At 64.5% G+C, this 25,656-nt stretch carries 22 protein-coding genes; 15 read left to right on the top strand and 7 right to left on the bottom strand.

Features of this window, described 5'->3' with window-relative positions:
• Positions 1 to 19: 19 nt before the first annotated feature.
• The 4 genes from ACSVHC_RS04025 to ACSVHC_RS04010 form a co-directional block, all read right to left on the bottom strand.
• Positions 20 to 1,432, bottom strand: a complete 1,413-nt coding sequence (locus ACSVHC_RS04025) for a dicarboxylate/amino acid:cation symporter (protein ID WP_437772978.1) — start codon at positions 1,430 to 1,432, stop codon at positions 20 to 22.
• A gap of 285 nt (positions 1,433 to 1,717) precedes the next feature.
• Positions 1,718 to 3,403, bottom strand: coding sequence for a DUF885 domain-containing protein (locus ACSVHC_RS04020; RefSeq protein WP_437772979.1), 1,686 nt, complete (start codon positions 3,401 to 3,403; stop codon positions 1,718 to 1,720).
• A gap of 141 nt (positions 3,404 to 3,544) precedes the next feature.
• Positions 3,545 to 3,799 carry an acyl-CoA carboxylase subunit epsilon gene (locus ACSVHC_RS04015; protein ID WP_437772980.1) on the bottom strand — a complete coding sequence of 85 codons (255 nt, stop codon included), beginning with the start codon at positions 3,797 to 3,799 and terminating at the stop codon, positions 3,545 to 3,547.
• The gene (locus ACSVHC_RS04010) at positions 3,796 to 5,379 is read right to left on the bottom strand and encodes an acyl-CoA carboxylase subunit beta (RefSeq protein ID WP_437772981.1); all 1,584 of its coding nucleotides are present in this window, start codon (positions 5,377 to 5,379) and stop codon (positions 3,796 to 3,798) included. The genes ACSVHC_RS04015 and ACSVHC_RS04010 overlap by 4 nt, the downstream gene beginning before the upstream one ends.
• A 211-nt stretch (positions 5,380 to 5,590) precedes the next feature.
• On the opposite strand from ACSVHC_RS04010, the gene ACSVHC_RS04005 reads away from it, so the two are divergent.
• The 11 genes from ACSVHC_RS04005 (at position 5,591) to ACSVHC_RS03955 (ending at position 16,414) form a co-directional block, all read left to right on the top strand.
• Complete coding sequence (locus ACSVHC_RS04005; RefSeq protein ID WP_437772982.1) at positions 5,591 to 6,487, top strand: SDR family oxidoreductase; 897 nt, start codon at positions 5,591 to 5,593, stop codon at positions 6,485 to 6,487.
• Between the two features lie 47 nt (positions 6,488 to 6,534).
• On the top strand, positions 6,535 to 7,443 hold the full coding sequence (locus tag ACSVHC_RS04000) for a biotin--[acetyl-CoA-carboxylase] ligase (protein ID WP_437772983.1): 909 nt from the start codon (positions 6,535 to 6,537) through the stop codon (positions 7,441 to 7,443).
• A complete protein-coding gene (locus tag ACSVHC_RS03995; RefSeq protein WP_439180605.1) occupies positions 7,436 to 8,071 on the top strand; it encodes a PH domain-containing protein in 636 nt (211 codons plus the stop codon). Before ACSVHC_RS04000 ends, ACSVHC_RS03995 begins: the two co-directional genes overlap by 8 nt.
• Positions 8,061 to 9,224, top strand: coding sequence for an adenylate/guanylate cyclase domain-containing protein (locus ACSVHC_RS03990; protein WP_437772985.1), 1,164 nt, complete (start codon positions 8,061 to 8,063; stop codon positions 9,222 to 9,224). Before ACSVHC_RS03995 ends, ACSVHC_RS03990 begins: the two co-directional genes overlap by 11 nt.
• The gene (locus ACSVHC_RS03985; protein ID WP_437772986.1) at positions 9,224 to 9,982 is read left to right on the top strand and encodes a PP2C family protein-serine/threonine phosphatase; all 759 of its coding nucleotides are present in this window, start codon (positions 9,224 to 9,226) and stop codon (positions 9,980 to 9,982) included. The genes ACSVHC_RS03990 and ACSVHC_RS03985 overlap by 1 nt, the downstream gene beginning before the upstream one ends.
• Before the next feature lie 143 nt (positions 9,983 to 10,125).
• Positions 10,126 to 10,743: a hypothetical protein gene (locus tag ACSVHC_RS03980; RefSeq protein ID WP_437772987.1), complete on the top strand. Its 618-nt coding sequence runs from the start codon at positions 10,126 to 10,128 to the stop codon at positions 10,741 to 10,743.
• A gap of 70 nt (positions 10,744 to 10,813) precedes the next feature.
• On the top strand, positions 10,814 to 13,072 hold the full coding sequence (gene ligA / locus ACSVHC_RS03975; RefSeq protein ID WP_439180604.1) for an NAD-dependent DNA ligase LigA: 2,259 nt from the start codon (positions 10,814 to 10,816) through the stop codon (positions 13,070 to 13,072).
• A complete protein-coding gene (locus tag ACSVHC_RS03970; protein ID WP_437772989.1) occupies positions 13,069 to 13,896 on the top strand; it encodes an inositol monophosphatase family protein in 828 nt (275 codons plus the stop codon). Before ligA ends, ACSVHC_RS03970 begins: the two co-directional genes overlap by 4 nt.
• Before the next feature lie 16 nt (positions 13,897 to 13,912).
• Positions 13,913 to 15,118, top strand: a complete 1,206-nt coding sequence (locus ACSVHC_RS03965; RefSeq protein ID WP_437772990.1) for an AAA family ATPase — start codon at positions 13,913 to 13,915, stop codon at positions 15,116 to 15,118.
• Positions 15,119 to 15,451: 333 nt separating this feature from the next.
• Complete coding sequence (locus ACSVHC_RS03960) at positions 15,452 to 15,964, top strand: GNAT family N-acetyltransferase (protein WP_437772991.1); 513 nt, start codon at positions 15,452 to 15,454, stop codon at positions 15,962 to 15,964.
• A gap of 57 nt (positions 15,965 to 16,021) precedes the next feature.
• Positions 16,022 to 16,414, top strand: a complete 393-nt coding sequence (locus ACSVHC_RS03955; RefSeq protein ID WP_437772992.1) for a RidA family protein — start codon at positions 16,022 to 16,024, stop codon at positions 16,412 to 16,414.
• A 77-nt stretch (positions 16,415 to 16,491) separates the two neighbouring features.
• Here ACSVHC_RS03955 and ACSVHC_RS03950 read toward each other — a convergent pair whose 3' ends face one another.
• Together ACSVHC_RS03950 and ACSVHC_RS03945 are read right to left on the bottom strand one after the other, a co-directional pair.
• Positions 16,492 to 17,166: a response regulator gene (locus ACSVHC_RS03950; protein WP_437772993.1), complete on the bottom strand. Its 675-nt coding sequence runs from the start codon at positions 17,164 to 17,166 to the stop codon at positions 16,492 to 16,494.
• The gene (locus ACSVHC_RS03945) at positions 17,163 to 18,992 is read right to left on the bottom strand and encodes a sensor histidine kinase (RefSeq protein ID WP_439180603.1); all 1,830 of its coding nucleotides are present in this window, start codon (positions 18,990 to 18,992) and stop codon (positions 17,163 to 17,165) included. The genes ACSVHC_RS03950 and ACSVHC_RS03945 overlap by 4 nt, the downstream gene beginning before the upstream one ends.
• A 226-nt stretch (positions 18,993 to 19,218) precedes the next feature.
• On the opposite strand from ACSVHC_RS03945, the gene ACSVHC_RS03940 reads away from it, so the two are divergent.
• The 4 genes from ACSVHC_RS03940 (at position 19,219) to gatB (ending at position 24,139) form a co-directional block, all read left to right on the top strand.
• The gene (locus tag ACSVHC_RS03940) at positions 19,219 to 20,637 is read left to right on the top strand and encodes a CitMHS family transporter (RefSeq protein ID WP_439180602.1); all 1,419 of its coding nucleotides are present in this window, start codon (positions 19,219 to 19,221) and stop codon (positions 20,635 to 20,637) included.
• Positions 20,638 to 20,773: 136 nt separating this feature from the next.
• Positions 20,774 to 21,070, top strand: a complete 297-nt coding sequence (gatC, locus tag ACSVHC_RS03935; RefSeq protein WP_078105822.1) for an Asp-tRNA(Asn)/Glu-tRNA(Gln) amidotransferase subunit GatC — start codon at positions 20,774 to 20,776, stop codon at positions 21,068 to 21,070.
• Between the two features lie 4 nt (positions 21,071 to 21,074).
• On the top strand, positions 21,075 to 22,631 hold the full coding sequence (gatA, locus tag ACSVHC_RS03930) for an Asp-tRNA(Asn)/Glu-tRNA(Gln) amidotransferase subunit GatA (protein ID WP_437772996.1): 1,557 nt from the start codon (positions 21,075 to 21,077) through the stop codon (positions 22,629 to 22,631).
• Complete coding sequence (gene gatB, locus ACSVHC_RS03925; protein WP_439180601.1) at positions 22,631 to 24,139, top strand: Asp-tRNA(Asn)/Glu-tRNA(Gln) amidotransferase subunit GatB; 1,509 nt, start codon at positions 22,631 to 22,633, stop codon at positions 24,137 to 24,139. Before gatA ends, gatB begins: the two co-directional genes overlap by 1 nt.
• A 63-nt stretch (positions 24,140 to 24,202) precedes the next feature.
• On the opposite strand, the gene ACSVHC_RS03920 is transcribed toward gatB, so the two are convergent.
• Positions 24,203 to 25,270, bottom strand: coding sequence for an IS110 family RNA-guided transposase (locus tag ACSVHC_RS03920; protein ID WP_437770106.1), 1,068 nt, complete (start codon positions 25,268 to 25,270; stop codon positions 24,203 to 24,205).
• Between the last annotated feature and the right edge of the window lie 386 nt (positions 25,271 to 25,656).

Genomic DNA, 25,656 nt, shown 5'->3' with positions numbered 1-25,656 from the left:
GCGCGACGATGGGCCTCCGCTAGGCCTTGGCGTCAGCGAGCTCGCGTGTGTCCCCGGATGCTTCCGCAGACTCGGTCTCGGCTGCGAACGCTGTTCCCTTGCGTGGCGCGTTGTAGAGCGATTCGTCCAGGATTCCCTGCCGTTTGGCGACGATGGCCGGAACCAGCGCTTGTCCTGCGACGTTGACGGCCGTGCGGCCCATGTCCAGGATCGGGTCGATCGCAAGGAGGAGCCCGACGCCGGCGAGCGGCAGTCCCAGCGTGGACAGGGTCAGCGTGAGCATGACGACGGCGCCCGTGGTGCCTGCCGTTGCTGCCGAACCAAGGACCGAAACCACCACGATCAGCAAGTACTGGCTGAAGTCCAGGTTGATGCCGAAGAACTGGGCAACGAAGATCGCGGCAACGGCCGGGTAGATGGCGGCGCAACCGTCCATCTTGGTGGTGGCGCCGAGCGGCACGGCGAAGGATGCGTAACCCTGGGGAACTCCGAGGTTGCGTTCGGTGACGCGCTGCGTGAGCGGCAGCGTGCCTATCGAGGAACGCGAGACGAATGCCAGCTGCACGGCCGGCCACACGCCCGAGAAGTACTGCTTGACGGACAGTCCATGGGCCTTGACCAGGATCGGGTAGACGACGAAGAGCACCAGGGCCAGGCCCGCGTAGATGGCCACCGTGAACTTGCCGAGCGAACCGATGGTGTCCCAACCGTAAACAGCCACGGCGTTGCCGATCAGGCCGATAGTACCCAGCGGGGCGATGCGGATGATCCACCAGAGGACCTTCTGGATGACCGCAAGGGCAGAAGCGTTGAGGTTCAGGAACGGTTCGGCCTGCTTGCCGACCTTGAGGGCGGCGACGCCGACGGCGATGGCGATCACCAGGATCTGCAGCACGTTGAAGCTGATCGACGTGCTGGCGACGCCGTCCGTGACGCTCGTGCTCGCGCCGATGCCCAGGAAGTTCTTGGGGAAGAGGCCGGTGAGGAACGCCCACCAGTCGCCGGTCTTTCCGGCGTATGCGGCCTTCTTGGTGATGCCGGTGCCGGAGCCCGGCTGCAGGAGCACTCCAAGTCCGATGCCGATCATCACTGCGATGAGCGAGGTGATGGCGAACCAGAGCAAAGTGTTCCATGCCAATTTCGCTGCATTGGACACTTGGCGGAGGTTCGCGATGGAGCTCACTACAGCGGTGAAGATCAAGGGCACGACGGCGGTCTGCAGCAGCGAGACGTAGCTCGAGCCGATGGTCTGCAGCGTGGCGCCGAGCCCGTTGGGAGTCTTCGTGGTGCTGCCGGTGGCTTTGGCCAGGAGACCGAGCGCCAGGCCGATCACCAGGGCCGCGATGATCTGGACGCCGAAAGACGTTGCCCACTTGGGAAGCCGGGACCCAGTCTTTCCGGCGGAAGTCAAAGTGTTGGATGAATTGCTCACCGGAACAAACTAGGCCCCGACAAATACCACCGCGACCCGACGTTGAGAAATGTTACATTCCCAAATTCAACCCACTACAAAAGAGGCCCACGAATTCGTGGCCAATCCACCCATTTATGAAGTTATTCCCGGAGCAAATGTGGGGAATGTAACAGCGTTTGGGCTTCGATATGGGAGCGAATTGTTGGGTCGCGAAGCCCGGAGGACGGGCATCCGGCAGCGTGCGTCTAAGCGAGGAACGAGCGAGCACGCAGAGGATGTCCGCCCTCCGGGCGGGGAGTTGGGTCAACCCAGCAAAGCGCGCTTGAGAGTATCCAGGCCAACCGAGCCGATATTCAGCGCATCCGTGTGGAAGGCCTTCAGGTCGAATCCGTCGCGGCGTTCGAGTTCAGCCCGGATTTCTTCCCATAGCCGTTGCCCTACCTTGTACGACGGAGCCTGCCCCGGCCAGCCGAGGTACCGGGTGAATTCGAACTGGAGCTGGCCCGCGCTGATGGGAAGGTTGGCCTTGAGGAATTCGAAGCCCTTTTCAGAGGTCCAGGTGCCGCTGCCCCAGCGTTCGGGAACTTCCAGCTCAAGGTGGACGCCGATATCGAACACGACGCGGGCAGCGCGCATGCGCTGCATGTCCAGCATGCCCATGTGGTCGCCCGGGTCCTTGAGGTAGCCGAGCTCCAGCATGAGCTTTTCGGCATAGAGGGCCCAGCCTTCACCGTGCCCGGACACCCAGCAGACGTTCCGTCGCCAGTTGTTGAGGAGTTCGCGGCGATAGACGGCGGTGGCCACCTGGAGGTGGTGGCCGGGGACGCCTTCGTGGAACACCGTGGTGGTTTCGGCCCAGGTGGTGAAGGTATCTTCGCCGGCGGGGACAGACCACCACATGCGCCCGGGCCGGGAGAAGTCGTCAGAGGGACCTGTGTAGTAAATGCCGCCTTCGTCCGTGGGCGCAATGCGGCATTCGAGCGTCTTCATGATGTCCGGGATCTCGAAGTGCACGTCGGCCAGTTCGGCTACTGCGCGGTCGGAGAGGTCCTGCATCCAAGCCTTGAGGGCATCGGTGCCCTTGATTTGCCGCTCGGGATCGTTGTCGAGGATGGCTTTGGCTTCCTCGATGGACGCGCCAGGCTTGATTTGCTCGGCTACGCGCTCCTGTTCGGCAATAATCCTGTCGAGTTCCTGCACGCCCCAGGCGTATGTTTCCTCCAGGTCCACGGTTGCTCCGAGGAACAAACGTGAGGCCAGGGCGTAGCGTTCGCGGCCCACCGCGTCCTTTTCGGGAGCAAAGGGCAGAAGCTCCGCTTCGAGGAAGGCGGCGAGGCGCAAGTAAGCGGAGCGCGCGACGGCGGCACCGGCGTCGAGCTCTTCCTGCAGTTCCACCGGCAGCGGCTGCCCATCGAGGGATGCTTCCGAAGCGAGCTTGGCGAAGAAGCCGTCCTCGGCCGCGTATTTGCTGGTCTGTTCGATGACGATCTTGACTTGGCGGGCTGCGGAGACTCTCCCTGCCTCCTTGGCTGAACGAAGGGAAACAATGTACCCGTCGATCGCTTCAGCAATGTTGGCCGCGCGGCCGGCGATGTGCCCCCAGTGTTCGGCAGTGTCGGTGGGCATGAGGTCGAAGATCGCGCGGATGGTTTGGGCCGGAGACTCGATGTTGTTCAGGTCCGCGGCGTCCCAGCCTGACTCGTGGATCTCGAGGGCCAGTCCGAGCCGTTCCCGCATCGCGTCAAGGGTGACGACATCGGAAGCGTCCGCCGGTGCGAGGGCAGCCAGCTCATCGAGGGTTCGGCGCGCTGCCTGGGCAAATGCCTCCGCGCCGGCAGGCGAGAAGTCCTGGTACTCGGTTTCGTGTCCGGGCAGGCCCAGGGTGGTGGCGAGGGTCGGGTTGAGGGCAAGAAGGGTGTCCGTGTAGGCGTCGGCGACCGCATCGATGGCAGTCTGGAGGCGTGCCGGAGCTGTGTTAGGAGTAGTCACCCCAAGAGCCTAACCGCGACAAGACTCTTGTGAAAGGGTTGTTGCAGATGTCTCGGAGGCCAACCCAACTAGCTCGCAGTTGTTGTCGTTTTGAGCCTTCAAAACGACATTAAATGCGACTCAGTTGGGGCACCACAGAACTTAACCCCGGCTGCGCTTCCAGGCGCCTGGCCCCGGAGTGGGGTCCATGCGCAGTTGCTGCCGTCGCAGCCAGTGCCGCGTGCTGGGTTTGGGAGTTTCGGCTTCCTCCGGCGATCCAAGGGAGGCGACGACGGCGGCAAGCGCCGCGAGCTCTTCCGGCGTCGGGTTTCCCTTGACGACCGAAAGCAACGGTTGCGCCGGCTCCACGTCAGTGGAATCAGGCCCGGAGTCAGGAAGGTTCTGTCCGGCGCTCACAGAGGGATGTTTCCGTGCTTCTTGGTGGGCAGGCTGGCGCGCTTGTCGCGAAGCGCACGAAGGCCCTTGATGATCTGGATGCGGGTCTCCGACGGCACGATGACGGCGTCGACGTAGCCAAGCTCGGCCGCCTGGTAGGGGTTGAGGAGTTCTTCCTCGTACTGGCGGATGATCTCGGCGCGCTTGCCTTCGACGTCGCCACCGGCCTCGGCGACGGCGGCAAGGTCGCGGCGGTACAGGATGTTCACGGCACCTTGGGCGCCCATGACGCCGATCTGGGCCGTGGGCCAGGCCAGGTTGAGGTCGGCCCCAAGCTTCTTGGAGCCCATCACGATGTACGCTCCGCCGTAGGCCTTGCGGGTGATGACCGTCAGTTTGGGCACGGTGGCCTCGGCGTACGCGTAAAGCAGCTTGGCCCCGCGGCGGATGATGCCCTGGAATTCCTGGTCCTTGCCGGGCAGGAAGCCGGGGACGTCCACCAAAGTGATGATCGGAACATTGAAGGCATCGCAGTGGCGGACAAAGCGGGCTGCCTTTTCCGAAGCGGAGATGTCCAGCGTGCCGGCGAACTGCATGGGCTGGTTGGCCACGATCCCGACGGTGTGGCCTTCAACCCGGCCATAGCCGATGATCACGTTGGGGGCGTAGAGCGACTGCATTTCGAGGAAATGGGCGTCATCCACGATCTGCTCGATGACCTTGCGCATGTCGTAGGGCTGGTTGGCCGAGTCCGGGATGAGCGCGTCCAGGGCGAGGTCGTCGTCGTCGAGCTCCAGCTCTTGCTCGTGCTCCAGCACGGGTGCCTCGGAGAGGTTGTTGGACGGCAGGAAGTCCAGGAGTTCGCGCACGAACTCGATCGCATCGGCTTCGTCGCTGGCGAGGTACGTCGCAGTGCCGGTGGTGGCGTTGTGCTGGCGCGCGCCGCCGAGGGTTTCCATGTCCACGTCTTCGCCGGTGACGGTCTTGATGACGTCTGGGCCGGTAATGAACATGTGGGAGGTCTTGTCCACCATCACCACGTAGTCGGTGAGGGCGGGGGAGTAGGCGGCGCCGCCGGCGCACGGGCCCATGATGAGGGAAATCTGGGGGACGACGCCGGAAGAATGGACGTTGTTGCGGAAGATGTCGGCGAACATCGCCAGTGAGGCGACGCCTTCCTGGATGCGCGCGCCGCCGCCGTCGTTGATGCCCACCATCGGGCAGCCGTTGCGGAGGGCGAACTCCTGGACCTTGACGATCTTCTCGCCGTTGACCTGGCTCAGGGAGCCGCCGTAGACGCTGAATTCCTGGCTGTAGATGGCCACCAGGCGGCCATCAACGGTGCCATAGCCTGAGACAACCCCGTCGCCGAGCGGCTTTTTCTTCTCCATGCCGAACGCGGTGGAGCGGTGGACGGCCAAAGCGTCGAACTCCACGAAGGAGTCTTCATCGAGGAGCATGTCGATGCGTTCGCGGGCGGTGTTCTTGCCGCGGGCATGCTGCTTCTCGATGGCTTCGGGGCCGGAAGGTTGTTCTGCACGGGCCTGGCGGTCGCGGAAGTCGGCAATCTTTCCCGCTGTCGTTGTCAGATCGTGGCTCATCAAATATCTCCGGCTCTGTAGCTGATTTACGCTGGCACTGCTTCGTTAGGCATGCGCTCTTAAGTAGCATCCGTACAAAGTGCGGGCCCTGTTGGCTAGTCTAATGACGCAAAAGCCACAGACCGCTGTAGAAACCCTACAATTTTCGGACTTCAAGTCGAGCATCGAGCCATGTTACTCGCCAGTAACATAGTTGGGCTACAGTGTCCTCATGACCTCAAGCAACGATGCTTCTGCAAACCCTGCCCTTCCCTACCAGGCACGTGGATCTCTGAAGGGCCGCACCATCCTGATGTCCGGCGGCAGCCGCGGCATCGGCCTGGCAATCGCAACCCGCGCGGCCCGCGACGGCGCCAACATCGTCATCATGGCCAAGACCGGAGAACCCCACCCCAAGCTGCAAGGAACGGTCTTCACGGCCGCCGAGCAACTGGAAGCAGCGGGCGGACAGGCGCTGCCGCTCGTTGGGGACGTCCGCAACGACGACGACGTTGCCACGGCGGTTGCCGCCGCCGTCGAACGCTTTGGCGGAATCGACGTCGTCATCAACAACGCCTCGGCGATAGATCTCTCCCGCACTGACGCGATTGACATGAAACGCTATGACCTCATGCAGGACATCAACGTCAGGGGCACCTTCCTGCTGTCCAAGCTCGCGCTTCCGGCCCTGCGGAAATCGGGCAACGCCCATATCCTGACTCTTTCGCCGCCGTTGAACCTCGACCCGAAGTGGGCCGGCATGCACTTGGCCTACACCATGGCCAAGTACGGCATGAGCCTCACCACGCTGGGACTGGCCGAAGAACTCAAGGACGACGGCGTGTTGGTCAACTCGCTCTGGCCTTGCACCCTGATCGACACTGCTGCCATCCGGAATATGCCGGGCGGGGAACAAATCGTCCAAGCCGCCCGAGGCTCGGACATCATGGCCGACGCTGCCCACGCTGTCCTGACCGGCGCGCACCTGACCGCAGACTCAGGCGGTTCGGCAAGTTCGGGCAACTTCTACACGGACGAACAGGTGTTGCGGGCTGCGGGCGTTTCGGACTTCAGGCCCTACAGTCTGGGTGCCCCGGAGGAGAAGCTGGTGCCGGATATCTTCCTCTAAGCGGAGAACTTCTTCCGGGACCTGCCTGGCTGGATAGGATTCTGTCTATGGATGTCGAACAGCCTGCCAGCACCGAACCACGTGCCCCGCGCCCGGGCCTGGACCGTGATGCCCTGCTTCATCCCGACTTCCTCGCGGCCGCCGGTATTTCGCAATTGAAGATCGTGGAGACCACCGGTTCCACCAACGCTGATCTGCTGCGCGCCGTTACCACGGAGCCCAAGGAATGGGGCGACCTCGCAGTCCTCACCGCCGAGCACCAGACGGCGGCGCGCGGCCGGCTCGACCGTCATTGGGAATCTCCCGCACGTTCGGCGATTTCCGTTTCGATCGTCCTGCGCCCCGTGAATTCCCAAGGACTGCCCGTCCCGACCCAGAGCTACTCCTGGCTCTCCCTCCTGGGTGCGCTCGCCTTGCGTGAGACCCTCCTGGAAACCGCGGGCCTGCCTGCGGAGATCAAGTGGCCCAACGACGTCCTCGTCCGGGGCAAAAAGATCGCCGGCATCCTGGCCCAGATGGGGCCGATGGGCGATGGCTCGGTTCCGGCGGTGATCCTGGGTACCGGCCTCAACGTCACGCTCGGCGAGGATGAATTGCCTGTCCCCACGGCAACGTCCCTCCTGCTTGAAGGTGCCACCACCACGGACCGCACTGTCCTTCTTCGCAACTATCTCTCCCGCTTCGCAACGCTGTACCGCAGTTTCTGCAATGCCGACGGCGACCCTACAGCGGGATTGGCCGGCGGCTCCTCCCTGCACAAGCGGGTAGAAGCTGTCATGGTCACCTTGGGACGCGAAGTAAAGGCCCATTTGCCCGGCGACCACGAATTGGTGGGGCATGCGTCCAGGTTGGATGAATATGGTTCCCTTTTAGTGGTGGACCATGGTGGCCGCGAGCACGTCGTGACCGCCGGCGACGTCGTCCACCTGAGGGCTACCGAAAGCGGTTATGCGTAAAGAGCTCCTGCGTGGGGAGCAAGTCATCGTGATCACGCGGCAGCAGCCCAGGATGCTCTTTGGTCCCGTCCTGACATTCATACTCGTCCCCGCTGCCGCCGCGTTCGCCTGTGCATGGATTGTCAAGGGCGGACCGGGCAAATTGATTCCGGTCATCACAAGCGACTGGACCCAATGGTTGGTTACCGCGTGCCTGGCCCTAGTGGCGATCGTGCTGCTCGGCTACAGCCTCCCGCGATTCATCCGCTGGCGCGGCATACGGTACATCCTGACAAGCGGCCGGATAGTTGCCCGTTTCGGAATGCTTCGCCGCGGCGACTGGCAGGTTCCGCTGGCTGCGGTGCGTAGCGTGGGGATTCAACAATCGCTGCTCCAACGGATATTGCGCTCCGGGAATATATCCTTGGATACCGGGCACCCCGGCGAGGCCGTTCTCGCGGATGTCCCGGAGGTCGGCAAGTTTCGAAGTTTCATCCTGGATGCCATGGCCGAGCTTCCGGCGAATGTCAGGTTCGGCCCCGGCGCCGGGCAAGAGACCGGCGATTTTGACAGTTTTGCTGGACCAGTTGACGACCCGGATGCCGCGTTGCCCTGGGATATGAGAGAAGGTGGAAGAGATGAGCGTTGACGAGCAGGAGCCTGAGTACATGGACCACGAGCCCGACGCCGTGCCCGAACCTTCCGTGGACCAAGCACTAACAGGGGTCCTCCCCGTAGTGTCCCCGCCAACCGGCGCCCTGTCTTCAGAACGGCTTGCCATCAAGGCCCTGGAAACCAGGCTCCTGGGCGGCGAACGCAAACTCCGGCGACGCGAAGTGGCGGCCGGAGCAGGCGTCTCGCTGTTGTCTGCCCGCAAGCTGTGGCGAGCGCTGGGTTTCCCCAACTTCGGCGACCAGGACGTCGCGTTCACTGAGCGCGACCTCGCTGCGCTTTCCACCATCCTTGACCTCGTCCGCGCAGGAAAGCTCACCGAGGAAGCCGCCATTTCCGTGACGCGCGCGATCGGCCAAATGACCGACCGGATGGTGGTGTGGCAAGTCGAGGCCCTCATCGAAGACATGGTGATGCAGCAAGGCATTCCCGACGCCGTTGCCCGCAAACAGTTGGTCAATGAACTGCCCAACCTCGTCGACGCCATGGAAGAGATCCTTCTGTACTCGTGGCGCCGCCAGATGAACGCCGGTGTGCAGCGCCTGGCCGTCCGAGCAGAGGCAGGTCTTCAGGCGAGCGAAGCCGGCCGCGAAGGGGACGAAGACGATGCCCCTTTGCCCTTGGCGCGCGCCGTGGGCTTTGCCGACCTCGTCTCCTACACGAGCCTGTCACGCCGCATGAACGAGAAAACCCTGGCCCAGTTGGTCCAGCGCTTCGAGAACAAATGCGCGGAAATCATCTCCATCGGCGGAGGGCGCCTCGTCAAGACCGTCGGCGACGAAGTCCTCTACATCGCCGAGACGCCGGCCGCCGGCGCTGAGATCTCCTTGGCCCTCGCCCAGGCCTTCACGGAAGACGAAATCCTGCCGGAAGCCCGCGTCGCCATGGTCTGGGGACGGATCCTTTCCCGCCTCGGCGATATTTACGGCCCCACCGTCAACCTCGCGGCCCGCCTCACCGCCTTGGCCGAACCCGGCACGGTCCTCGTGGACGAGATGACGGCAGCAGCGCTAGGCCAGGACGAACGCTTCGTCCTGGTTCCGCAGACGGCCGAGAACGTTCGTGGTTTCGGGGAAATCCTCCCCGTCCGGCTTGCCCGCGGCCTTGGCAAGGGACTGGTTCTCGACTGATGACTTCACCCTCTGCAGCGACCTCCCCCGAGCCCGGATTCACGTTGAGCTATGGCTACGGGACGGACCGCGGACACAGCCGGGAACTCAACGAAGATTCGCTCATCGCGGAGGATCCGGTCTTCGCGGTCGCTGACGGCATGGGCGGCCACGAGGCGGGCGAGATTGCCAGCGCGTTGTGCGTACGGACCCTCGGCAGCATGCCCCAATTGGCGTCCGGAGTCCGCTCGGCGACCGCTGTTGCCATGCAAGAGTGCATCCTTGCCGCCGACTCCCAGATCCGGAATGCCACGGGTGGCCGCGCCGGAACTACGCTCACCGGCGTCGTTGTCGCTGAGCACATGGGCGTTCCATATTGGCTGGTCATGAACGTCGGCGATTCGCGCACGTATCGCTTGAGCCGGGGCGATTTCAGGCAGGTGAGCGTGGACCATTCGGAAGTCCAGGAACTCGTGGAGGCCGGAAGCATCACGCGTGAAGAAGCCACGGTGCATCCGCGCCGCCATGTGGTGACCCGCGCCCTCGGTACAGGCGGGGAAAACGAAGCGGACTTCTGGTTGCTGCCCATCCAGGATGGGGACCGGATGCTGATCTGCTCGGACGGACTCACCGGGGAGCTGAGCGACGAGCACATGTCCCGGATCCTGCGCGCGGTGGAGAAGCCCCAAGACGCGGTGGATGCCCTCATTCAGGAGGCGTTGCTGAGTGGCGGACGGGACAATGTCACCGCGATTGTGGTGGATGCCAGGATCGAGTAGAACGACGCCGAAGGGACTGGTGCAGGCTCCTGCCGATGGCGTTTTTGGGGGACGGGATTTGCGACACGCCCGGACTTTGTAGGAAGATTCCGGTCAATACCACCCCAACTCCGGGCGGCCTGTGCCGTCCTGCAGAGGTAAACATGACACAACGCTCCTCCGCGCGCTCTGGCGGCGCGACCCGTACCGCCGTGCGACGCCCGTTCTCCGTGGCCCTCGCGGGCATTGCCATGGCTGTGGTGATGTGCGCTTTCCCGTTGCTTTCGGCCCATGCCGAGACCGTCGGGCCTCCCGGGCAGGGACAAGTTTCCCCGGCCCCGGCCCCGGACCCGGCACCAACCGAGCCCACGCCAACCCAGCCGAAGGTCGTGGATCCCGCGCCCACCAAGCCACCCGTCGTCGCGCCGGCGGTCCCGGCACCCGCACCGGTTGTGCCGGCACCCGCCGCGCCCGAACCGGCCCCCATGACGCAGGTGACCCCGGAGCCGGAACCCAGCGTTGCGCCGTCGGAGGCTCCGGTAGCCTCGAGCTCGGCTACCCCGTCGGGCAGCCCGACGGCTAGTGCCTCGCCGTCGGCGTCGTCCAATTGGAATACCCCGATCCAAGACGGCCTCAAGGCGACCCAGGCTGCCGCGGTGAGCGGTACAAAAGGGCCGGGTTCTGACATGTTCGCCGTGATCGCCATCATGGGCGGCGTGCTTTTGGTGGCGGCGGGCGGCATTGCCTTCGCTTTGTGGAGCCGTCACCGCTTCTCGCACTGATTCCTGCTTGTGGTCCCTGCTTCCCGTCCGGGGGCCCTATTTTGTCGCTGCTTTGCGGCAAGATAGGTACGTGAGCACAGCAGAGAGCGAAACCGCAGTTCCAACGGAAGCCGTACGGGAAGAGTACGAAAACCTCGCAGACCTCGTCCGCAAGTACCGCTATGCGTACTACCAGGAAGATGCGCCGACTGTTTCGGATGCCGAGTTCGACTCCCTCTACCGCCGCCTTGAGGAGCTCGAGGCTTTGCATCCCGAGCTCGTGTCCAACGATTCGCCCACGCAGGAAGTGGGCGGAGAGGTTTCGGCCGCTTTCGCCGCCGTCGAGCACCTCCAGAGAATGTACAGCCTGGAGGATGTCTTCTCGCTGGACGAGTTGGAAGCTTGGGTCCGCAAGGCTGAGGCTTCGGTCGAAAAGCTGGGCACCGCGGCTACCCGCATTGCGTGGCTGACGGAGCTGAAGATCGACGGCCTGGCAGTGAACCTGCTCTACCGCGACGGCAAGCTTGTACGTGCCGCCACGCGCGGAGACGGCACCACGGGCGAGGACATCACCCACAACGTGCTCACCATCAAGGAGATCCCGCGCCAGCTCAGCGGCAGCGGATTTCCGTCCGAGGTGGAGATCCGGGGTGAAGTCTTCATTCCGTCCAAGGCTTTCGCCGAATTCAACGAGGCGCTGATCGAAGCCGGCAAGGCGCCGTTGGCCAATCCACGCAACGCCGCGGCCGGCTCGCTGCGCCAGAAAGACCCCGCGGAAACCGCCAAACGTCCGTTGAGGATGTTCGTCCACGGCATCGGGGCCCGCGAAGGCCTTGACTCCACGAGCCAGTCGGAAACGTACAAGCTGTTGGAGGAGTGGGGCCTGCCGGTCAGCCCCTATTTGAAGGTTCTGGACTCCTTCGAGGAGGTCCTCGACTTCATCAAGCACTTTGGCGAACACCGGCACGACCTCCTGCACGAGATCGACGGCATCGTGGTCAAAATCGACGACTTCGCCACGCAGCGTGCCCTCGGCTACACCTCTCGGGTGCCTCGTTGGGCGGTTGCCTACAAATACCCGCCGGAGGAAGTCCACACCAAGCTGCTGGACATCCAGGTCAACGTCGGCCGCACCGGCCGCGTCACTCCCTACGGGGTGATGGAACCGGTCAAGGTGGCCGGATCCACCGTGGAGATGGCTACCCTGCACAACCAGGACGTGGTCAAGGCCAAGGGCGTCATGATCGGCGACATCGTGATTCTGCGGAAGGCCGGAGACGTCATTCCTGAGATCGTCGGGCCGGTATTGGCGTTGCGAGACCAGCAGGATCCTCCCGTCCGTGAGTTCGTGATGCCCACGGAATGCCCGTCCTGCCACACGCCCCTGGCTCCGGCGAAGGAAGGCGACGTCGATATCCGCTGTCCCAACGCGAAGTCCTGCCCGTCCCAGCTGCGCGAGCGTGTCTTCCACGTGGCGAGCAGGGGCGCTTTCGACATTGAGGCACTGGGGTGGGAAGCAGCCATCGCGCTCACCCAGCCTGCGGAACCGGAAACTCCGCCCCTGCGCAGCGAAGCGGCCTTGTTCAGCCTCACACCGGAGGATCTCGCCGAGGTCCGCATCCACCGTGAGAAGCGCTCCAAAGGCGTGGGCACGGGAACGTTCGAACTGGTGCCCTACTTCTATTCCAAGGCCACCGCCAAGACACCCTCCAAACCCACAGCCACCACGGACAAACTGTTCAAGGAACTCGAGAAAGCCAAGACGCAACCCCTCTGGCGCGTCCTGGTTGCCCTGTCCATCCGGCACGTCGGCCCCACTGCGTCCCGCGCCCTGGCCACCGCTCTTGGCAGCATGGAAGCAATCCGGGCCGCCTCTGAGGAGGAACTGGCCAACGTCAACGGGGTGGGACCGACCATTGCCGCGGCACTCAAGGAATGGTTTGCCGTTGACTGGCACCAGGAAATCGTTGATAGCTGGGCAGCTGCCGGTGTGCGCATGGTTGACGAACGCGACGCCGGTATCCAGCGGAACCTTGAAGGCCTCACCATCGTGGTGACGGGCTCCCTCCCCACGCTGAGCCGGGACGAAGCCAAGGAAGCCATCATCATCAGGGGCGGCAAGGCAGCCGGCTCCGTTTCCAAGAACACCAGTTACGTCGTGGCCGGGGAGAACGCAGGCTCCAAACTGGACAAGGCAGAGCAGCTTGGCATCCGGGTGTTGGACGAGGACGGCTTCAAGGCATTGCTCGACGGCGTCCTGGAACCCGTCGGCGGCGCGGCTCCGGATGATGAAGACGCAGCGGTTTCTCTGGCTGGCGCTGCCGCGGCGGAAGCGGACGCCGCCGAATGACGGCCGATGTCTTGGAGCTTCTCGCTGTCGCCCACGCGGCCGCCGCGGCAGGAGCGGAGGTGCTCGCGGCCAGGCCTGCGGGCCCCAACTCGGCCGGGAACCTCGGCGTCGTGAACAAAGGTGACGCCGGCGACTGGGTGACGGCCTTCGACGTCGCGGCGGAGAACGCTGTGCGGGGCGCAATTACCGCGGCCCGCCCGCACGACACCATCACGGGCGAAGAGCACGGCACCACGCGGCCCGAGGAGCCCAGTGGCTACCGATGGTCGATCGATCCGCTGGACGGCACCACCAACTTCATCCGGAATATCGTCTACTACGCCACGTCCGTGGCCGTTGCTGATGCCGACGGCGTCTGGCTGGCCGGCGTCGTCAACGCCCCGGCGCTTGGACGCATCTACTCGGCGGCACGCGGCCACGGAGCGTGGCTTGAAGAAAACGGGGAGCGCACCCAGTTGAGCGGACCGCTGCTGGGCCGTACGGGGCTGATTGTGGCCTCCGGGTTCAGCTACGATCCCGCCACGAGGGCCGAGCAGTTCGCCGGGCTCGGAAACCTCATGGAAGGTTTTGCCGATCTCCGCAGGCTCGGCTCCGCCGCATTGGATCTCTGCCTCGTGGCCGATGGAACCCACGACGCCTTCGGGGAGCGGGGGCTCAACGAACACGACTACGCGGCAGGTGCCCTGATCGCCGAGGAAGCCGGCTGCTGGGTCCGCCGCCCACGGCTGACCAGCCCGCTGGACGGCGGACCCACAGACGCGGACCGTTTGGAAGCGTGGACCTGCGCGGGAACCCTTGAGCTCTCGGGCAAGTTCCCGCTTTAGGATCGCGGAGTCTTCGATGATACGGACGCTGGCGATTTCGAACTACCGTTCCATCCGGGACCTGACCATGGAGCTGCATGGCCTGGACTTGGTCACCGGCTCCAATGGCAGCGGCAAGTCCTCGCTTTACCGTGCTTTGCGGCTCCTGTCTGAGTGTGCCGGGAGCGATTCCGCGAACGTGGTGGGTTCCTTGGCCCGCGATGGGGGGCTCAGCTCAACGTTATGGGCCGGACCAGAAACCATCAGCGATGCCATGCGGCGGGGTGAAGCGCCGGTGCAGGGAACAGTCCGGAAGGCATCCGTCAACCTGAAACTGGGTTTCTCCGGAGATGACTTCGGCTACCTGATCGACCTGGGACTGCCCGTTCCCGCTGGCGCTTTTGACGACGCCATTGGCAGGACCGTCCCGTCCGCTTTCAACAGGGATCCGGAGATCAAGCGAGAGCACGTATTTTCCGGCCCGGTAGCCAGGCCCGGGTCGGTGCTCGTGGACCGCAAAGGGGCCGTTGCCCGGCTGAGAGGCGGGAAAGGCGAATGGGTGGAACTGTCCCGTCGCCTGCACGCTTACGAAAGCATGCTCACAGAAGTCTCTGACTATGACAGGGCCCCGGAGGTACTCAGGGTTCGGGACATGGTGCGGTCTTGGCGTTTCTATGACCACTTCCGCACCGACCATGAAGCTCCAGCCCGTCAGGCGCAAATCGGCACCAGGACTCCCGTCCTCCACCATTCCGGGGGTGATCTTGCGGCAGCCTTGCAGACACTCCGCGAAACCGGCCAGGACGGTCTGCTCGACGACGCGATCGGCAGCGCTTTCCCGGGCAGTAGGCTGCGGATCGCCGTCGTCGATGGTCGCTTCAGCGTCGAGCTCCAACAGCCGGGTATGCTTCGGGCCATGGCGGCCGCCGAACTGTCCGATGGCACACTCCGCTACCTCATGTTGGTTGCGGCGCTTCTGACGCCGAGGCCGCCGGAGCTCATGGTTCTCAACGAGCCGGAAACCAGTCTGCATGTGGATCTCATGCCGGCGCTGGCCCAGCTCATCGTTCAGGCCGGTGAGCGCAGCCAGCTGATTGTGGTCTCCCACTCTGCGCCCCTGATCGCTGCCTTGCGGGAGAGCGGACGCGTTCATCAGCATGAGCTGTACAAGGACCTGGGGGAGACAAGGATCAAGGACCTCGCTGCACTGGAGGGACCGCCCTGGAACTGGCCCCGCCGGTGACTCGTGCACCCAACATCCTGATGTCAGGCTCCGGCCGCGGCGAGCGACCCCAGTTCCGCGCTCACTTATATCTGAGCGAGCGTTGTGGGATTGAGGCGTATATCTGAGCGAGCGTCGGGGGCGGGGCGCCGCGAAGCCGCCCGCCGCCGTCGTATTTTACGACGCTCGCTCACGTATCCGGGGTTTTCCTTGGACGCTCGCTCACGTATGTCTGAGCGAGCGTTGGGGGATTGGGGCGTATGTCTGAGCGAGTGTCGGGTCCCGGGTGATAGTTCGGTCACGGAAACGCCGCTTTGGCAGGTCGTCCCCCGCGGACCCGACTACCATGGATCAGTGCATTCGCAGATTACCGTCCGTCCCGCCCTGCCCGAAGACTACGACGCCGTAGCCCGAGTCACGATGGCGTCTTACGTGACCGCTGGCTACTACGGCAGCCCGGATCACCCGTACTTGGAGAAGCTGCGCGATGTGGCCGGCCGCGCCCGGTATGCCGACGTTTTCGTCGCCGAGCGCGATGGCCAGGTTATCGGCTCCGTCACGTCGGCCAGGGCCGGCGGCGACTTTTCGGACATTGGCCTTCCTGACGAACTCGAAATGCGCACCTTGGTGGTTGATCCGGAGGTTCAGCGCTCGGGCGCGGGACGCGCCCTCGTCCAGGCAGTAGTCGACCAAGCCCGTTCCATGGATGGCATCAACGCCGTTTCCCTCACGACAGGCGCCACATGGGAAAGCGCGAATGCCCTCTACGCCAAGACCGGATTCGAGCGCGAGCCGGAGCGTGATTGGTTCGTACCCGGGACCGACATAAAACTATTCGTTTACCGGCAGGATGTCCGCCAGCCATAAGGTTTCCTCGTAAACCCCGGTCATCGGGCCGGGTGCGGAAACTGAGAAAGGCGCGGCATGCGCAAGACATTCGGCACGGGCTCGGTCTGGGAACAGACCCTTGGATACTCCCGTGCGGTCCAGGTGGACAATACACTCTTCATTTCGGCCACGGCGGCGTCCGGAACCGTTGACGGCAAGAACGCGATCGTCGGCGACGACTTCTACTCGCAGACCAAATACATCCTCGAAAAGCTGGGAGCGGTCCTGGCTGACGCCGGGTTCGCTTACGACGACGTCGTGCAGTCCAAGCTTTACCTGACGGACATCAGCAAGTGGGAAGACGCCGGCCGCGCACACGGCGAGGTCTTCGGCGAGATCCGTCCCACCCTTTCCCTGGTCCACGTCCTGCCGTTCCTCGACCCGGAAATGCTGGTCGAGATCGAACTGGTGGCCCAGAAGAGCGCGTAAGCAGCCCAACTAACTCGCATTAGGTGTCGTTTTGACGCCTCATAACGGCATCTACTGCGAGTCAGTTGGGTGGGCAGCTACTTGGGGGAGAGCCGCGCGGGGACGCCGTAGCGGTGTTCCGGGCGGCCCGTGGTGCCGTAACGCAGTTGGATCTCGACGGCGCCATCATCGGCCAGCGAGGACAGGTACCGTTGCGCCGTGGCGCGCGAGACGCCCACCCGTTCGGCCACTTCCGTGGCCGAGTATTGTTCCCCCGGTGCCAAGGATTCCAGCACGGACGCCTCGGTCGCCGAACGAGGCTTTCCCGACGGCGCCACGTCACCTGCCACGAGCGCCCGCTTGGCCCGCTCGATCGTGTCCTGGTCCACGGCATGTTGGCGGCCGAGGATTCTCCGGTATCTGGCGTACGAACGCAGTTGCTGCGACAGAGATTCAGCGGTGAACGGTTTCAGGAGATACGCCAAGGCCCCGCGGCGCAGGGCGGTCCTGATAGACACCGCATCGGATGCCGCAGTCAGCATCATGGCATCCACATCGAGTTGGCCCAGCAGATCCAAGCCTGAGCCGTCCGGGAGATAAACGTCCAGCAACACAAGGTCCGGCCGAAGGCTATGCACAGACTGGAGCGCCTGCGCCGTGGATCCCACCGGGGCCAGGGCAAGGAAACCGGCCACAGAGTCCACATAGGCGGCATGGAGCTTGGCGACGTGGAAATCGTCATCCACGATCAACACCCTGAAGTCTTCGCTCACTGGTGTCCTTCCTTGCGTTCAGCTGCGGGTGGTACGGCCCGGACGGCATTGTCCGGCGTGCCCGTCACGCCCGGCATCGTGGCCATAAAGACGGCGCCTGGGCCGCCTGTCGAACCCGGGTCCAGGACGCGCACATCGCCACCCCGACGGCGGGCGAGTTGCAGGACCAGTGCGAGGCCGAGTCCCTGCCCGCCGGCCCTGGCAATACCGCCCTCGGCGGGCTCCGCCGTCGTGAATCCTTCCACGAAAACCCTTTCGGGCTCGACACCGCCGAGGCCGTCGCCGGAGTCCGCGACGACGATGTGCAGCGTGCCGCCGTCGGGCCCTGGTTCGTCGAGCAGCTCAAGCTCCACCCAGCGTTGGGTCGAAGAGCCGGCGACGGCGGCGTTGACTGCGTTGTCGATCAGGTTGCCGAGCACCGTGGTGACGTCCTGCGGCTCGGTGACGTGCTCCCGCACCAAGGTCTCGGGGCCGATCCGCAGCGCCACCCCCCGCTCGTCCGCTTCCACGCTTTTCGCGCCGACGAACGCCTGCAAATACGGATCCTGGAGGAGCTCGGCTTGCTGGACAGGAAACTTCAGCGGCCCGGTGGCGGAGATCCTGGCGAGATAGTCCTTGGCCTGGCCGTGTTGGCCGATGCTCATGAAGCCGGCGATCGTATGGAGCTGGTTCGCGAATTCGTGGCGCTGGGCCCGCAGCGCGGCGGACATGGTGCCTACGGCGTCGAGCTGGCGCGTCAGCTGCTGCAGCTCGGTGCGGTCCCTGAGCATGACCACCCAGCCGAGATCCTCCTTGCGGTGCAGCGCCTTGCGGGCGTTGGCAACCAAGACCCGGCCGCCCGCCACGATTTCCACTGCTTCGGCGTCGTGCGCAGAGGGTTGAGTGAGGGCCTTGAGCTTCGCCGGGACGGCGGCCCTTTCCCAGTCAGTGCCCGCCATGTCAGTGCCCGCCAAGTCGGTGCCGGACCGGGCCGAGCCGGCCGTGGCGGGGGAGCCAGGAGTTCCTGAGCCTTCCGGCATGCCGAGCAGCCGCCTCGCCGCGGCATTGAAGACGGTGATGCGGCCATCAGCGGAAATGCCGATCACGCCGTCGTCCACGCCCTGAAGCACGGCCACCTGGTCATGCACCAGAGTGCTGATCTCCTCGGGTTCGAGGCCAAGGGTTAGGCGCTGCAAACGACGACGGAGGAGGAACGATGCGAGGACGCCGGCCACCAGGGAGCCCGCAGCGGTCAGGGCAATCGGGACGATGTCCTCGGCAAGGCTTTGGCCGAGCGACTCCATGGAATAGCCGACGCTGACTTCGCCCACCACCGTCGCTGCGGAACCTGTCGCTGCGGAACCTGTCGCTGCGGAACCTGGAGCGAAGACCGGGACCTTGGCGCCCGCCGATGGTCCCAAGGTTCCGGTGTTCCGAGTGGTGACTTCCTTCCCGGAGAGGGCATCCGAGGGGTCCGTGCTGACCCGTTCGCCGAGACGGACCCGGTCCGGGTGGGCCAGCCGCAGGCCGGTCTCGTCCGTGACCACCACGAACAAAGCACCGGTGCGGCTCCTGGCGGCCTCGGCAGCAGCTTGGATGGGTCCGGCCGCGAGAACGGTGGCGGGTGGGGTTCCGGGCTCTTTGCTGATGGCTTCGACCTGGGAGCGGAGCGCGGGGTCCGAGGCCACGGTGCGTGCCAAAGTCAGCGCCTGGTTCTCCGCCTCCGTGCCGATCCGACCATAGACGAGCCACGCATGGACGGAGCCGCTTAGCAGCACCACCAAAAGGACGACGCCGAGTTGCAGGAGCAGGGTCTGCGTCGAGAACCGCAGGGCAAGCCTGGGCATGCTGCCTCCTTCCGGCGGGGATTGGCCGGCTGGAGCGGGGCAGCAGCGGCGCTGTATTTCTACGTCTACCTCTCCATTGAAGCATTGAGCACAATGAGCAAAATGCTCTCAATCAGCAGTATGTCCATCAAATCCCACAAAGGCCTTGCCGTGAGCGTCGCCACTATACGTTCTGTATCGCGCATCACATCGACGTGATGCCGTTCACTGTAGTAAGGAGCCGGCTGTGCTGGTATTGCTTGGATTCGCAATGATTGCGGTGTTCATGGTCCTGATCATGACAAAGAAGTTGACGCCCGTTCTGGCGCTGATCATCGTTCCCACCATCTTCGGCCTGTTTGCCGGTGCCGGTCTTGGCATCGGAAGTATGGTGATGGACTCGATGAAGTCCATGACGTCCACGGCCGCCCTCCTGATGTTCGCGATCGTGTACTTCGGACTCATGATCGACGTCGGCCTGTTCGACCCCCTGGTGAAGTTCATCCTCCGCAAGCTGGGCAACGACCCCGCCAAAGTGGTCCTGGGCACCGCCATCCTCGCGGCCGCAGTATCGCTCGACGGCGACGGCTCCACCACCTTCATCCTCACCACCGCAGCGATGCTGCCCGTGTACCTGCGTTTGAAGATGAGCCCTGTGGTCCTGACCTGCGTGGCCGGCCTGGCCAACGGCACCATGAACATCCTGCCGTGGGGTGGCCCCACGGCCCGCGCCGCCACCGCCCTCAAGATCGATGTCAACGACGTGTTTGTCCCGATGGTTCCCTCCCTGATCGCAGGCCTTGTCGTGGTCTTCGTGTTCTCCTGGCTCTTGGGCCTGCAGGAGCGCAACCGCCTCCGCGCCACGGCTCCCGAGATCTGGGGCGACGTCGCTGACGCCGGTGACGCGTTCGACGGCGGCACGCAACGCGGTGGTACTGGCACCGGCGGAGGCTCCGGCGTCGTGGTCCTGGAACGCACTGAAACCCTCGTTGACCTCGCCGACACCGGCTTGACCGACACCGCTCTCGATCCCAACCGCAAGACCCTGCGCCCGAAGCTCTTCTGGTTCAACCTCGGACTGACGGTCGCTGTCATGGTGATGCTCGTGGCCAACCTGGTGCCGCTGCCGTACGTCTTCATGGTGGGTTCCGCGATTGCCCTGTTGGTGAACTTCCCCAAGGTCAAGGAACAGGGCGCGCAGCTGGTGGCCCACGCGCCGTCCATCGTGGCTGTGGTCAGCATGGTCATGGCTGCAGCCGTCCTCACGGGTGTCCTCAACGGCACCGGCATGGTCAAGGAGATGTCGGCGTGGCTCGTCCACATCATCCCCGCCGAGATGGGCCCGTTCATGGCCGTCATCACCGGCCTGCTCAGCATCCCGATGACGTTCTTCATGAGCAACGACGCCTTCTACTTCGGCGTCCTGCCGGTCCTGAGCGAAACCGCCGCGCACTACGGCATCAGCGGCGCGGAAATGGCGCGCGCCTCCATCACCGGCCAGCCCTTCCACCTCCAGAGCCCCCTGGTCCCAGCGATCCTGCTGCTGGTGTCCCTGGCGAAGGTTGAACTGGGAGACCACCATAAAAAGGTCCTCTGGCGCACGGCCGTCATCTCCGTCGTCATGCTCGCAGTCGGCATGCTGACGGGAGCCATCGGCATCGGTTAACAAAGCAACCAGCAACGCGGGGTCACTTACGGCCCATTCGGGACCTCCGGATGGGCCGTAAGTGACCCCGCGTTGTTCGGGGTCCAACCCACGTAGACTAGTCCGGAAAACCATTTGAACTTTGCAGGGGAGATCCATGGCTGCGATCAACCGTGACGACGTCGCGCATCTTGCGCGTCTGGCTCACATTGAAATGAGTGCTGAAGAGCTGGACAGGATGGCCGGCGAGCTTGCCGTCATCGTGGATTCGGTGAAGTCCGTCAGCGAAGCCGCCGGGGACGATGTCCCGGCCACGTCCCACCCGATTCCGTTGAGCAACGTATTCCGTGAGGACGTCGTGGGCCACACCTTTACGGCCGAGCAGGCGTTGTCCGGGGCTCCGGATTCCTTCGAGGGCCGCTTCAAGGTTCCGGCAATCCTGGATGAGGACTAAGCGAATGACTGAATTGAACAACTCCGAACTCATCCGCCTGTCCGCGGCACAGTTGGCCGCCAAGCTGGCCGCGCGCGAGGTCACGTCCGTTGAGGTCACCCAGGCGTACCTGGACCGCATTGCCGACGTTGACGGGCTAGTCAACGCATTCCTGCACGTCAACGCCGAAGAAGCGCTCGCCGTGGCCGCCGAGGTGGACGCGATCCGCGCCGCCGGCGGTGCCGAAGCCGAGGCGCTGCACGAGCTCGCCGGCGTGCCCATCGCCGTCAAGGACCTCATCGTCACCATCGGCCAGCCCACCACGGCCGGTTCCAAGATCCTCGAGGGCTGGCACAGCCCCTATGACGCCACCGTCATCAAGAAGCTGCGCGCAGCGAAGATGCCCATCCTTGGCAAGACCAACCTGGACGAATTCGCCATGGGGTCCTCCACGGAACACTCGGCTTACGGCCCCACCCGCAACCCGTGGGACCTGGACCGCATTCCGGGCGGCTCGGGCGGTGGCTCCGCGGCCGCCGTCGCAGCTTTCGAAGCTCCGCTGGCCCTCGGCACGGACACCGGCGGATCCATCCGCCAGCCCGGCGCCGTCACCGGCACGGTCGGCATGAAGCCCACTTACGGTGCAGTGTCGCGCTATGGCGCCATCGCTATGGCGTCGTCGCTGGACCAGATCGGCCCGGTTTCGCGGACCGTGCTCGACTCGGCCTTGCTGCAGGAAGTCATCGGCGGCCACGACCCCTTCGACTCCACCTCGCTGACGGACCCCTTCGACACCCTCGTTGCCGCAGCCAAGACGGGCAACGTCACGGGTATGAAGATCGGCATCATCAAGGAACTCCACGGCGAGGGCTACCAGGCCGGCGTCGAGAACCGTTTCAACGAGTCCCTTGAGCTGCTCAAGGAGGCCGGCGCGGAGATCGTCGAGGTTTCCTGCCCCAACTTCAAGTACGCGCTGGGCGCCTACTACCTGATCATGCCGTCCGAGGTTTCCAGCAACCTGGCCAAGTTCGACGGCGTCCGCTACGGCTTGCGTGTCCTGCCCAAGGACGGCCCCATGACGATCGAACGCGTCATGGCCGCTACCCGCGCCGCCGGTTTCGGCGATGAGGTCAAGCGACGCATCATCCTGGGCACCTACGCCCTGAGCGCCGGCTACTACGACGCGTACTACGGCTCGGCGCAGAAGGTCCGCACGCTCATCCAGCGTGACTTCGAGGCCGCGTTCGCGCAGGCCGACGTCCTGATTTCGCCGACGGCTCCCACTACAGCCTTCAAGCTGGGGGAGAAGCTGGACGATCCGCTGGCCATGTACCTCAACGACGTCGCCACGATCCCGGCGAACATGGCCGGTATCCCCGGATTGTCCCTGCCTGGCGGACTGGCGGACGAAGACGGCCTCCCCGTAGGCATCCAGCTGCTGGCGCCTGCCCGCGAGGACGCCCGCCTGTACCGCGTGGGCGCTGTCCTTGAATCCTTGCTCGAAGAGAAATGGGGCGGCCCCTTACTGGACCGCGCCCCTGTTCTTGGTTCCAGCTCCACCATCGCCGGAGGTTCCAACTGATGTCTACCGACGCCATCCTCAGCTTCGAAGAGGCCATGGAGAAGTACGATCCCGTCCTTGGCTTCGAGGTCCACGTGGAGCTCAACACCAAGACCAAGATGTTCTCCTCAGCCCCGAACGTCTTCGGCGACGAGCCGAACACCAACGTCAACGAGGTGGACCTCGGCATGCCCGGCGTCCTGCCAGTGGTGAACAAAACGGCGGTGGAGTCCTCCATCAAGATCGGCCTTGCCCTGAACTGCAAGATCGCCGAGTACTGCCGCTTCGCCCGGAAGAACTACTTCTACCCGGACACCCCGAAGAACTTCCAGACGTCCCAGTACGACGAGCCCATCGCGTACGACGGATACCTGGACATCGAACTCTCGGACGGCACCGTGTTCCGTGTCGAGATCGAACGCGCACACATGGAAGAGGACGCCGGCAAGCTGACCCACATGGGTGGCGCCACAGGCCGCATCCAGGGTGCCGACTACTCGTTGGTGGACTACAACCGTTCCGGTGTCCCGCTCGTGGAAATCGTCACCAAGCCGATCGAGGGCGCAGGCAGCCGGGCACCCGAGCTCGCCAAGGCCTACGTTGCCGCAGTGCGCGAAATCGTCAAGAACCTCGGCGTTTCCGACGCCAAGATGGAACGCGGCAACGTCCGCTGCGATGCCAACGTCTCCCTGCGCCCGCACGGCCGCGAACGTTTCGGCATCCGTTCCGAGACGAAGAACGTGAACTCGCTGCGCGCCGTCGAGCACGCCGTCCGATACGAAATCCAGCGCCACGCCGCCGTTTTGGACTCCGGTGAGCCGGTCATCCAGGAAACGCGCCACTGGCACGAGGACACGCGCACCACGACGTCGGGCCGCGCAAAGTCCGACGCCGACGACTACCGCTACTTCCCGGAGCCGGACCTCGTTCCGGTCCTGGCGTCCCGCGAGTGGGTCGAAGAGCTGCGCGCCAGGCTGCCCGAGCCGCCCGCAGCCCGCCGCAAGCGGCTCCAGGCCGACTGGGGCTATTCGGACCTCGAGTTCCGCGACGTCGTGAATGCCGGCGTCATGGACTCCATCGAGGAAACCATCGCCGCCGGTGCCAGCGCCTCCGTGTCCCGCAAGTGGTGGATGGGCGAGATCGTCGGACGTGCCAAGACGGCCGACGTCGACCCCTCCGAACTCGGCGTCACGCCGAAAACCATCGTGGAGCTCAACAAGCTCGTCGAGGGCGGCAAGATCAACAACAAGATGGCTTCCCAGGTGCTCGACGGCGTCCTCGCCGGCGAGGGCACTCCGGCCGAGATCGTCGAGAAGCGCGGCCTCGCCGTCGTGTCCGACGACGGCCCCCTGCTGGAAGCGATCGACGCCGCATTGGCGGCCCAGCCCGACGTCGCGGAGAAGATCCGCAGCGGCAAGCTGCAGGCCATCGGTGCGATCGTCGGCGGAGTCATGAAGGCCACCCGTGGGCAGGCCGACGCCGGCCGCGTCAAGGAACTGATCCTGGAGAGGCTCGGCGTCGAAGGCTGATCCCACGCGCCCCCCACGCGCCTCACCCAACTAGGTCGCAGTTAATGACCCTTCTATGGTTCGTCAAGCGTGGCTGGGTGTTGGGTTTGTGTTGTTGAGTGTTCGGTAGATCCGTCGGGCGAGATAGCGTTTCACGCACCGGCGGATCTCCCTTTTGGTCCGTCCTTCGGCTTGTCGTTTCTGGACGTATCCGATGGTCTCGGTGTCGAAGGTCATCCTGCTGAGGGCGATCATGTGCAGGGCTTTGTTCAGGGTTCTGTCGCCGCCGCGGTTGAGCCGGTGCCGGACGGTGTTCCCGGAGGAGGCCGGGATCGGGCTGACCCCGGCCAGGGAAGCGAAGGCGGCCTCGGAACGGACCCGGCCCTGATGGGACCACGCGGTCAGGCAGATTGCGGCGGTGACGGGACCGAATCCGGTTTCCTGCAGCAGGGGCGCGGCTTCGCTGATTTCGACCAGTTCGGTGATCCGGGAGCCGTTGGTTTTGATGTCCGCGTCGAGTTCGCTGATGTGTCTGGCCAGCCGGACCGCTTCGGAGCGGGCAACGGACAATGCCAGCGGTTCTTCGCGGGCCCGCCAACGGGAGACCTCGGCGATCTGGGTTCCGGTCAGGGGTTTGCGGGCGTCCAGGCCCAGATCGTTCACCCTCAGGAGCGCGGTCAGTGCGTTCACGGACCGTGTGCGCTCGGTGGTCATGGACTCCCGCGCGGTGACCAGGACCCGCAAGGCTGCACGGATCCCTTCGTTCAGCCGCGGGCGGCGCAGCTGCTGCTCCCGGAGGGGCAGGACGGCCGCGGCGATCCGGTGCGCGTCCAACACATCGGACTTGCCGACTCCGCGGTGGGTGCGGGCGTCCATCCGGGCGGCTTCGGCGACCTGGTAGCCGGCGGCGCCGACGGCACCGGCGAGCAGGGCGCCATAGGACGCGGCGCCCTCGATCACCCACAGGGTCCCCAGATCGGCGCCGGTGCGGCGCGCGACCCAGGCGATGGCCCGGTTGATGCCGGCGCTGGTGGTCGGGAAATCCCGGGTCTGGAGCAGTTCCCCGGTAGCGGTGATGATGGCGTAGACATGGTTTTTGGCGTGGGTGTCGACGCCGACGACAAACGGGTGGGAATGCGCAACGATAGTCATAGCGGTTCCGGCACTTTCCTCTATTTCGCGGATATGGTCAGGGCCGCAAACGGCCGGTACCAGTCCGGGTAGAGGTCACTTCGGAACAGCACTGTGACGAGCCACGCCCCGTCAAACAGGGCGGGCAACCTTCTGATCAAGTCACCGAGGTGGGCCGGGCAGGTACCGGCCGCCCACCCCGCGGACGGACAAGTCACTAAAATGGCACCCCGACGGGGCCAGCCGTTATGTGAGTCACGACCGCAGGGCGGAACGGCCAGCACCTACTCTGCCAGCCAGTCCCAGACCAGCCACTCCAATCCTCACAGTCGTTATGAGCCTTCAAAACGACAACAACTGCGACCTAGTTGTGTCTGGATCCACAGCCCTCACACAGCTTCAAGGCT

This window comes from Arthrobacter sp. KNU-44 (assembly GCF_051843155.1).
In the GTDB taxonomy this organism is placed as follows: Bacteria; Actinomycetota; Actinomycetes; order Actinomycetales; family Micrococcaceae; genus Arthrobacter.
This window is presented reverse-complemented; position numbering and strand designations above follow the sequence as displayed.

Coding starts and splice junctions, on each gene's coding strand:
- ACSVHC_RS04010 (WP_437772981.1), bottom strand. CDS start 5,379: ATGAGCCACGATCTGACAACGACAGCGGGAAAGATTGCCGACTTCCGC.
- ACSVHC_RS04005 (WP_437772982.1), top strand. CDS start 5,591: ATGACCTCAAGCAACGATGCTTCTGCAAACCCTGCCCTTCCCTACCAG.
- ACSVHC_RS04000 (WP_437772983.1), top strand. CDS start 6,535: ATGGATGTCGAACAGCCTGCCAGCACCGAACCACGTGCCCCGCGCCCG.
- ACSVHC_RS03995 (WP_439180605.1), top strand. CDS start 7,436: ATGCGTAAAGAGCTCCTGCGTGGGGAGCAAGTCATCGTGATCACGCGG.
- ACSVHC_RS03990 (WP_437772985.1), top strand. CDS start 8,061: ATGAGCGTTGACGAGCAGGAGCCTGAGTACATGGACCACGAGCCCGAC.
- ACSVHC_RS03985 (WP_437772986.1), top strand. CDS start 9,224: ATGACTTCACCCTCTGCAGCGACCTCCCCCGAGCCCGGATTCACGTTG.
- ACSVHC_RS03980 (WP_437772987.1), top strand. CDS start 10,126: ATGACACAACGCTCCTCCGCGCGCTCTGGCGGCGCGACCCGTACCGCC.
- ACSVHC_RS03970 (WP_437772989.1), top strand. CDS start 13,069: ATGACGGCCGATGTCTTGGAGCTTCTCGCTGTCGCCCACGCGGCCGCC.
- ACSVHC_RS03965 (WP_437772990.1), top strand. CDS start 13,913: ATGATACGGACGCTGGCGATTTCGAACTACCGTTCCATCCGGGACCTG.
- ACSVHC_RS03955 (WP_437772992.1), top strand. CDS start 16,022: ATGCGCAAGACATTCGGCACGGGCTCGGTCTGGGAACAGACCCTTGGA.
- ACSVHC_RS03945 (WP_439180603.1), bottom strand. CDS start 18,992: ATGCCCAGGCTTGCCCTGCGGTTCTCGACGCAGACCCTGCTCCTGCAA.
- gatC (WP_078105822.1), top strand. CDS start 20,774: ATGGCTGCGATCAACCGTGACGACGTCGCGCATCTTGCGCGTCTGGCT.
- gatA (WP_437772996.1), top strand. CDS start 21,075: ATGACTGAATTGAACAACTCCGAACTCATCCGCCTGTCCGCGGCACAG.
- gatB (WP_439180601.1), top strand. CDS start 22,631: ATGTCTACCGACGCCATCCTCAGCTTCGAAGAGGCCATGGAGAAGTAC.
- ACSVHC_RS03920 (WP_437770106.1), bottom strand. CDS start 25,270: ATGACTATCGTTGCGCATTCCCACCCGTTTGTCGTCGGCGTCGACACC.